Origin of the sequence: Blautia sp. 1033sp1_1033st1_G9_1033SCRN_220408, from assembly GCF_040929965.1 — a bacterium.
GTDB lineage: Bacteria > Bacillota > Clostridia > Lachnospirales > Lachnospiraceae > Blautia_A > Blautia_A ammoniilytica.
In genome coordinates this window covers 137,709-146,862 of the sequence record NZ_JBFKZO010000007.1, presented here as the reverse complement: position 1 = coordinate 146,862, position 9,154 = coordinate 137,709, and the positions used below count along the sequence as shown (strand labels likewise).

The following is a 9,154-nucleotide window of genomic DNA, read 5'->3' as shown; positions in this document are numbered from 1 at the left end:
AGGTAGATAGGCTGGAGATGGAAGTGCAGTAATGTACGGAGTTGACCAGTACTAATCGGTCGAGGGCTTGACCAAAAGGCGAGAAAGCGGCCATGGCACAGAGACTGTGGCAAGGGCATTTGCGAAGCAAAAGGCATCGAGCAACGTAGTTGCGAGATGACCGCTTTCGAGAATAGTTAATTGCAGGATTTCACGATTCCAAAGGATGTCAGCATGTATGTGGTTTTGAAGGTACAAAAGCATTTGAGCAGTGGACTTGGTTCATTGCTTTTTTTTATGCAATAAAATATTGCTCCGTGCTTTGCAATTCCATTATAGTCTATATGAAAAAGAAACTGTAGCAGATTTCAGAGATTAATGATACAATAAAAAAATCCAGGATGAAAAGCATCACTAACGGAAGAGAAAAAAAGAAAGAAGGAAAATGCATGGACCTGAATAAAGAAAATATGACTAAGATCAGATATCTGATCACTTTTGCCATTATCCTGTATCTTGGAGTTCAGAATATTCATGTAGTACTTGGTGTATTGGGGCTGGGCTGGGGATTATTGTTCCCTTTTATTGTAGGTTCAGCCATGGCATTTGTATTGAATGTACCAATGACATTTATAGAACGTCATCTTTTTGGAAAAGCAAAAGAAAATCATAAAAAAAGTGCAGAGAAAGCGGCAAGACCTGTAAGCTTGTTCCTTTCTATTGTATTTATCATTCTACTGATCATGCTTGTTGTACTGGTTGTGCTTCCCCAGATTGGTAATGCTATGGTCAGTGTTGTAAAGCGTGTGGAAGAGCGAGTTCCACAGATCCAGCAGTGGTTGGGAAGTACATTTCAAAAGGATTCCCAGATTGTAAAATGGGCTGACTCCATCAATATTCAGCCTGAAAAGATTCTGAATTCTGTAATGAATACACTTAAAAATGGTGCTGATAATATTGTGGCCTCTACCATTTCCTTTACAAAAGGTATTTTTAGTACAGCTATGAATGTAGGTATTGGGTTTGTATTTGCATGCTATATCCTGCTGACTAAAGAACGATTGGCACGGCAGATGAAAAAGGCATTTTATGCGATTTTTCCAAAGAGAATCGTGGAAAGGATCCTTCGGGTAGCCAGACTTTCAAGCAAAACCTTTTCCAGCTTCATTACCGGACAATGTATAGAAGCGGTGATCCTGGGGGCTATGTTTTTTGTTACCATGACCGTTGGCAATTTCCCTTATGCAATGCTGATCGGTGTACTGATTTCATTTACAGCGCTGATCCCTATGTTTGGTGGGATTATTGGCTGTTGGACTGGATTTTTTCTGATTCTAATGGTAAGTCCGGTAAAGGCCTTGGCTTTTCTGGTACTGTTTGTTGTGCTCCAACAGATTGAAGGCAATTTAATCTACCCACATGTGGTAGGCGGATCTGTAGGACTTCCGGCAATCTGGGTGCTGGCTGCGGTGACTGTTGGCGGCAGCTTGATGGGAATCGTAGGAATGCTGATTTTTATTCCGCTGGTTTCTGTTTTCTATGCGTTGTTTAAAGAATGGGTAAATAAAAGACTGGATCAGAAAAAAATCACTGTAAATTAAATAAGCTGTTAAGAATAATGACAAAAACAGGATTTCACAAAAGTACATTAATTTTAAGCAGGAAAAAGCTCCCTCGCAGTATCTTTAAGGGAGCTTTTTGTGTTATGTAGATTTACCAAGGGCAGATCATTCACCCTGAGTGTTTTTCTTTACTTCAGCAAGCTTCATTGCACGAACTTTCATCGGAAGACCAAAGAGAGTGATGAAACCGTCTGCATCATGATGATCATACATATCACCGGTTGTAAAGGAAGCAAGAGATTCGTTGTAAAGGCTGTAAGGAGAAGTTGTGCCTGCCTTAATAATGTTGCCCTTGTACAGTTTGAACTTCACTTCACCAGTTACATATTTCTGAGTGGACTCAACAAAAGCCTGGAGTGCTTCACGAAGAGGGGTGAACCATTTTCCTTCATATACTACCTGTGCCAGCTGGCTTCCAAGCTTTTTCTTGGTTTCCATAGTTTCACGGTCAAGAATCAGTTCTTCCAGCTGATCATGAGCCTCCATAAGGATAGTTCCGCCAGGAGTCTCATATACACCACGGGATTTCATACCAACAACACGGTTCTCAACGATATCAACAATACCGATTCCATTCTCGCCGCCAAGTCTGTTCAACTCTGTAATAATTTCAGATACTTTCATTGCTTTGCCATTTAATGTTTTAGGAACACCGGCTTCAAATGTCATAGTTACTTCTGTTTCTTTGTCAGGAGCCTGCTGTGGAGTAACGCCAAGTACAAGCATGTTATCGTAATGTGGTGCCTGGGAAGGATCCTCAAGCTCAAGACCTTCATGACTGATGTGCCACAGGTTACGGTCACGGCTGTAGCTGTGACTTTCATCAAAAGGAAGATGAATGCCATGAGCCTGGCAGTAAGCAATCTCATCTTCACGGGACTGCATGGTCCATACGTCTGTCATACGCCAAGGAGCGATGATCTTCAGATCTGGAGCAAGTGCTTTGATGGAAAGTTCAAAACGAATCTGGTCATTTCCTTTTCCTGTAGCACCGTGGCAGATAGCAGAAGCACCTTCTTTACGTGCAATTTCAACCAGCTTTTTGGCAATTGCAGGACGCGCCATAGAAGTTCCAAGAAGATATTTGTGCTCATAAACTGCACCGGCTTCTACACATGGCATAATATATTCATCACAAAATTCATCAATAATGTCTTCAATATATAATTTGGAAGCTCCGGAAAGCTTTGCTCTCTCATCAAGACCATCCAGTTCGTTACCCTGTCCGCAGTTTACACAGCAGCAGATTACATCATAACCAAAATTTTCTTTCAGCCAAGGAATTAATGTGGTGGTATCAAGACCGCCGGAATATGCTAAAACAACTTTTTCTTTCATAATTTTTTCTCCTGACATTTTTAATATTCAATATTCAAAAGCGAGTAGTAAGGATTCAAAGGGCGGTGAGTGAAAAATATGCATAATATGTAATTAAATATGAATATTTATTCGCTTACATCTCACCTGGTTTTCTACTTGACCCATTGCTGGAAAATAATATACAACATTTTAAATAAATATGCAATAGGAAATCAAGAAAAAGTCAAATTTTTTTGCATAAAAATGCAGCATAATATAGAAATAAAAGGGAAAATATGCACAAACAAAGAAAAAAAGGTGAGAAAAATAAGGAAAAAAGGCTATTGCATAATATGCAGAAAAGATGTATAATCTACGGCACAGGAGGTAGAAGTGATGATAAAAGCAGGTATTATAGGAGCGACCGGATATGCCGGCAACGAGATCGTAAGACTTCTTCTGGGACACAAAGATGTTGAGATTGCCTGGTATGGCTCCAGAAGTTATATTGATAAGAAATATGCAGATGTGTACAGGAATTTTTTCCAGATCGTAGATGCAAAATGCATGGATGATAATATGGCAGTACTGGCTGATCAGGTTGATGTGATTTTTACAGCTACACCTCAGGGGTTATGTGCATCTCTTGTGAATGAGGAGATACTTTCTAAAGCAAAGGTGATCGACCTGAGTGCAGATTTCAGAATCAAGGATGTAGCCAAATATGAAAAATGGTATGGCATACAGCACAAATCTCCACAGTTTGTTGAAGAGGCTGTGTACGGATTGTGTGAGATTAATAGGGAAGATATCAAAAATGCAAGACTGGTGGCCAATCCAGGGTGTTATCCTACCTGTTCTACATTATCCATTTATCCATTGGTAAAAGAAGGAATGATCGATCCAAACACTATTATTATTGATGCAAAATCAGGTACTACCGGTGCAGGAAGAGGGGCAAAGGTTGATAATCTTTACTGCGAAGTAAATGAGAATATCAAGGCTTATGGCGTAGCAGGACATAGACATACCCCTGAGATCGAGGATCAGCTTTCCTATGCATGCGGCAAGGACGTGGTGATCAGCTTTACCCCGCATCTTGTGCCTATGAATAGAGGCATTCTTGTGACAGCTTATGCAACCCTTACCAAAGATGTTTCTTATGAAGAAGTAAAGGCTGTATATGATAAATACTATGATAATGAGCAGTTTGTACGTGTTCTGGATAAAGATGTGTGTCCACAGACGAAATGGGTTGAGGGCAGCAATTATGTAGATGTGAATTTTAAACTGGATCCAAGGACCAATCGTGTGATTATGATGGGGGCTATTGATAATCTGGTAAAAGGTGCGGCAGGACAGGCTGTACAGAACATGAATCTGATGTTTGGATTTAAAGAAAACGAAGGATTATTACAGGTACCTATGTATCCGTAAAATCAGGGAGGATTATATTATTATGAAAGAAATAGAAGGCGGCGTTACAGCGGCGAAGGGGTTTCAGGCAGCAGCAGCTGCAGCTGGGATTAAATATCAGGGACGTACAGATATGGCAATGATCTACAGTCAGACACCCTGTGTGGCAGCTGGCACATTCACTACGAATGTAGTCAAGGCAGCTCCTGTGAAATGGGATCAGGAGATCGTATATCATCATCCACATGCTCAGGCAGTGGTATGTAACAGTGGGATTGCCAACGCATGTACTGGTGAGAAAGGATATGGTTATTGTAAAGAGACTGCACAGGCAGTGTCACAGGCTCTTGGGATTTCAGAGGACAGCGTGCTGGTAGCTTCTACAGGTGTGATCGGCATGCAGATCCCTATTGACAGGATCACTGCAGGTGTGAAAGCACTTGTACCTGGACTGGATGGCAGCATTGCAGCAGGTACCGAGGCTGCAAAAGCGATCATGACTACAGATACTGTGAAAAAGGAAGTGGCAGTACAGGTTCAGATCGGCGACCAGACTGTGACAGTAGGCGGTATGTGTAAAGGCTCCGGTATGATCCATCCTAATATGTGTACCATGCTTTCCTTTATTACGACGGATGCATGTATTTCAAAGGAAATGCTGCAGAAGGCACTTAGTGAGGATATTAAGGACACCTACAATATGGTTTCTGTAGACGGAGATACTTCTACCAATGATACAGTTCTTCTGTTGGCAAACGGCCAGGCAGGCAATCCAAAGATCACAGAAGAGGGCGAGGATTTCAAAGCTTTTTGCCAGGCACTTAATTATGTAAATACCACACTTGCAAAGAAGATCGCAGGTGACGGAGAAGGTGCAACCGCTCTTTTTGAAGTTAAGATCATCGGGGCAGAGTCAAAGCAGCAGGCAGTAACACTTGCCAAGTCTGTCATCACTTCGTCTCTTACAAAAGCTGCAATTTACGGACATGATGCCAACTGGGGACGTATTCTCTGCGCAATGGGATATTCCGGAGCACAGTTTGATCCTGAGAAGGTAGATCTGTATTTTGAAAGCAGTGCAGGAAAGCTGAAGATCATTGAGAATGGTGTTTCTACTGGATATAATGAAGAAGAGGCGACAAAGATTCTTTCCCAGAGTGAGGTAACAGCTATTGCAGATGTGAAGATGGGCTGTGCATCTGCCACTGCATGGGGATGCGACCTGACTCATGAATATGTAAACATTAATGCAGATTATCGTTCCTGACAGGAGGAGTACTTCAGATGGTAAATCAGATGTATTTGGACAAGGCAGAGGTGCTGATCGAGGCGCTGCCTTATATTCAGCGTTTTAACAGAAAAATCGTAGTGATCAAGTATGGCGGAAGTGCTATGCTGGATGAGGAACTGAAAAAAAATGTGATCAAAGATGTGGTTCTTCTGAAGCTTGTTGGTTTTAAGCCGATTATCGTGCATGGCGGCGGCAAGGAGATCAGCCGCTGGGTAGGTAAGGTTGGAATGGAGCCACATTTTATTAACGGTTTGCGTGTTACAGATAAGGATACCATGGAGATCGCTGAAATGGTGCTGGCAAAGGTAAATAAAGAACTTGTAACCAATGTGCAGTCCCTTGGAGTAAATGCAGTTGGTATCAGCGGTAAGGATGGCGGCCTTCTTGAATGCAAGAAAAAGCTTTCTGGTGGTGAGGATATAGGTTATGTAGGAGATATTACCCATGTAAACCCGGGGATCCTTTATGATCTTCTGGAAAAAGATTTCCTGCCGATTGTGTTCCCAGTAGGATTTGATAAGAATTATGATTCTTATAATATTAATGCAGATGATGCGGCATGTGCCATCGCTAAAGCTGTTCATGCAGAAAAACTGGCGTTTCTTTCGGATATTGAAGGTGTTTACAGGGATAAAGATGATCCATCATCTCTGATTTCAGAACTGCATGTCCATGAAGCACAGAAGCTGATCGCTGATGGTTTTGTAGGAGGCGGGATGATCCCTAAGCTGGGCAATTGTATTGATGCCATTGAAAAAGGAGTAAACCGTGTACATATCCTGGATGGAAGAATCCCACACAGTCTGCTGTTGGAAATCTTTACCAATAAAGGTATTGGAACAGCCATTTTAAGAGAAGACGGAGAAAAATATTACAATGAACATGAATGATCAGATCGAAGAAGCTGAAGTTAGTATTCTTCATACATATAACCGTTTCCCAGTAGTATTTGAAAAAGGTGAAGGTGTTCATCTTTATGATACACAGGGAAAAGAATATCTTGATTTTGCAGCCGGAATCGCAGTAAATGCGCTGGGGTATCATTATCCCGGGTATGATGAAGCATTGAAAGACCAGATCAGCAAGCTTACCCATATTTCCAATCTGTATTATAACCAGCCGGTGATCGAAGCTGGTGCCAAGCTGGTGCTTGCAAGCCAAATGGATAAGGTGTTTTTTACAAACAGTGGTACAGAGGCTATAGAAGGCGCATTAAAAGCTGCCAAAAAGTATGCTTATGTACGTGACGGACATGCAGACCATGAGATCATTGCCATGAATCATTCTTTCCATGGAAGAAGTGTGGGTGCACTTTCCGTAACAGGGACTGCTCATTACAGAGAGCCCTTTGAGCCTTTAATGGGAGGCGTGAAATTCGCAGACTTTAATGATCTTGAAAGTGTTAAGGCGCAGATTACAGACAAAACCTGTGCTATTATTACAGAAACTGTACAGGGTGAAGGCGGTATTTATGCTGCTGACAAGGAATTTCTGGAAGGCCTTCGCAGGATCTGCGATGAAAAGGATATTCTGCTGATCCTGGATGAGATCCAGTGCGGAATGGGAAGAACCGGTTATTATTTTGCATGGCAGGCATATGGGGTACAGCCGGATATTATGACCTGTGCAAAGGCTCTTGGATGCGGTGTTCCGGTAGGGGCTTTTGTACTGAACAAAAAGGCTGCTTCTGCCAGCCTTGAGCCAGGAGATCATGGCACTACTTATGGCGGAAATCCTTTCGTGTGTGCAGCAGTAAGTAAGGTGTTTTCTATTTTTGAAAAAGATCTGATCCTTGCACATGTACGGGAACTGACTCCTTATCTGGAATCAAAACTGGATGCGCTTGTTGCAAAGCATGAGTGTGCCGCATGTCGTCGAGGTATGGGCTTTATGCAGGGAATCGTGATCAAAGGACGTCCGGTCGGAGAAGTGGTGCAGAAAGCTTTGGAAAAAGGCCTTCTTGTGATTTCAGCAGGAAGTGATGTACTGCGTATTGTGCCTCCGTTAGTGATCACAAAGGAAAATGTGGATCAGATGTATGAGATCCTTGATCAGTGTATGGAATAAACAATGAGAAAAGATATTTTTATGTAACAGGAATGTTACAGAGTAATTTTCTCTTACAAAAGAAATCAGCCCCGGGTCGGATACCTGGGGCTGTCTTTTTTGTAGTACAGAACTGAAAATATAATTCAGAATTGAAAATTATTTAATGATGGTGCCAGTTTTCTCACGATAGCCGTCTTTGGCATGGGCAAGGTCTGTGATTACGGTACGACGTCCTTCTCCTTTTTCAATAAAAGAGATACCAGCCTGGAATTTAGGAAGCATGGATCCTGGAGCAAATTGATCCTCATCCATATATGTACGTGCCTCATCCACAGAGATGACATCAAGATATTTCTCATCATCTTTGCCAAGATTCAGACTTACTTTTTCAACGCTGGTAAGGATCATCAGTGTATCAGCATCAAGTTCTTCCGCAAGAAGTCCGGCTGTAAGGTCTTTCTCAATAATAGCACTGGCACCGTGAAGGTCGATCCCCTGCTCCATAACCGGAATACCGCCGCCGCCTGCTGCAATCACCACTTGATCTGCATTCACCAAGGCACGGACTGCTTCAATCTCGATGATCTTCTGAGGCTTGGGAGAAGCAAGGATCCTGCGAAATCCACCCTCCGGAAGCTCTGTTACGAAATTACCCTTCTCTTCCTCTGCCTCTGCCTCATCTGCATTCAGCACACGGCCAATGACCTTTTCTGGTTCTGCAAATGCATCGTCATACGGATCAATTACTGTCTGGGTAAGGATAGTGCTGACTGGTTTATAGATGCCTCTTTTGATGAATTCTGCACGAATGGCATTCTGCAGGTCATAGCCGATATAACCCTGGCTCATGGCAGAGCAGACAGACATAGGTGCAAAGGTATAGTCCGGATGTGCTTTACCAAATTCATTCATGGCAGTATGGATCATGCCTACCTGTGGGCCATTGCTGTGGGAGATTACCACATGTGCTCCATCTTCAGTCAGGTCTGCAATGGCTTTGGCTGCCATCTTGGTGGCAATTTTCTGTTCTGGAAGAGTAGTTCCCAGGGCTCTGTGCCCTAATGCCACAACTACGATTTTTTCACTCATAGGAGATACCTCGCTTTTTTTAATTATATGGTATGATCCAGGGTCAAAACACCCAAATCATGTGATATTGCTAAACCTCAATAAATTGAATCCGCAACGATGTTGGTATTGATGGTATTGAATGGAATAATTACGAATATCTTACATTATAAAAGACATGGAGAGTAATTGCAACAAAATTTATCCATGGAGCAGTAACTGCACATGATAGAATAAGGAAAAGCCATCAGGATACACCTGATGGCTCATTTCCTATACTTTTTGAGGAGGGGGAGATAGAGAGTGGTATTTCATCTATCCAAGACATATTATATATGGCAATTGTGTGTAAAGTGTGTCGTATTTATAAAAGAAATCGAAAGTTTATAAAGAAAAATTAAAGAAGGATTATAATTTTTAAACCCTCTTG

At 42.1% G+C, this 9,154-nt stretch carries 7 protein-coding genes; 5 read left to right on the top strand and 2 right to left on the bottom strand.

Annotation, left to right across the window (positions count from 1 at the left end; genetic code table 11):
- The first annotated feature begins 449 nt into the window (after positions 1–449).
- Entirely contained in the window at positions 450–1,580 is a 1,131-nt protein-coding gene (locus AB5916_RS07710) for an AI-2E family transporter (RefSeq protein ID WP_368190098.1), read from the top strand.
- A gap of 126 nt (positions 1,581–1,706) precedes the next feature.
- Here AB5916_RS07710 and AB5916_RS07705 read toward each other — a convergent pair whose 3' ends face one another.
- Positions 1,707–2,939, bottom strand: a complete 1,233-nt coding sequence (locus AB5916_RS07705; protein ID WP_173727662.1) for an argininosuccinate synthase — start codon at positions 2,937–2,939, stop codon at positions 1,707–1,709.
- 357 nt (positions 2,940–3,296) lie between these two features.
- Between AB5916_RS07705 and argC the strand changes: the two genes are divergently transcribed.
- From argC to AB5916_RS07685, 4 genes are read left to right on the top strand one after another with little or no spacing between them, the layout of a single operon-like run.
- On the top strand, positions 3,297–4,337 hold the full coding sequence (gene argC / locus AB5916_RS07700; protein WP_368190096.1) for an N-acetyl-gamma-glutamyl-phosphate reductase: 1,041 nt from the start codon (positions 3,297–3,299) through the stop codon (positions 4,335–4,337).
- 22 nt (positions 4,338–4,359) lie between these two features.
- Positions 4,360–5,583, top strand: coding sequence for a bifunctional glutamate N-acetyltransferase/amino-acid acetyltransferase ArgJ (argJ, locus tag AB5916_RS07695; RefSeq protein ID WP_368190094.1), 1,224 nt, complete (start codon positions 4,360–4,362; stop codon positions 5,581–5,583).
- Between the two features lie 17 nt (positions 5,584–5,600).
- Complete coding sequence (gene argB / locus AB5916_RS07690) at positions 5,601–6,497, top strand: acetylglutamate kinase (protein WP_158421826.1); 897 nt, start codon at positions 5,601–5,603, stop codon at positions 6,495–6,497.
- Positions 6,484–7,674 carry an aspartate aminotransferase family protein gene (locus AB5916_RS07685; protein WP_368190092.1) on the top strand — a complete coding sequence of 397 codons (1,191 nt, stop codon included), beginning with the start codon at positions 6,484–6,486 and terminating at the stop codon, positions 7,672–7,674. The genes argB and AB5916_RS07685 overlap by 14 nt, the downstream gene beginning before the upstream one ends.
- Positions 7,675–7,812: 138 nt before the next feature.
- Here AB5916_RS07685 and arcC read toward each other — a convergent pair whose 3' ends face one another.
- Positions 7,813–8,745 carry a carbamate kinase gene (gene arcC, locus AB5916_RS07680; RefSeq protein ID WP_368190090.1) on the bottom strand — a complete coding sequence of 311 codons (933 nt, stop codon included), beginning with the start codon at positions 8,743–8,745 and terminating at the stop codon, positions 7,813–7,815.
- Positions 8,746–9,154 lie beyond the last annotated feature (409 nt).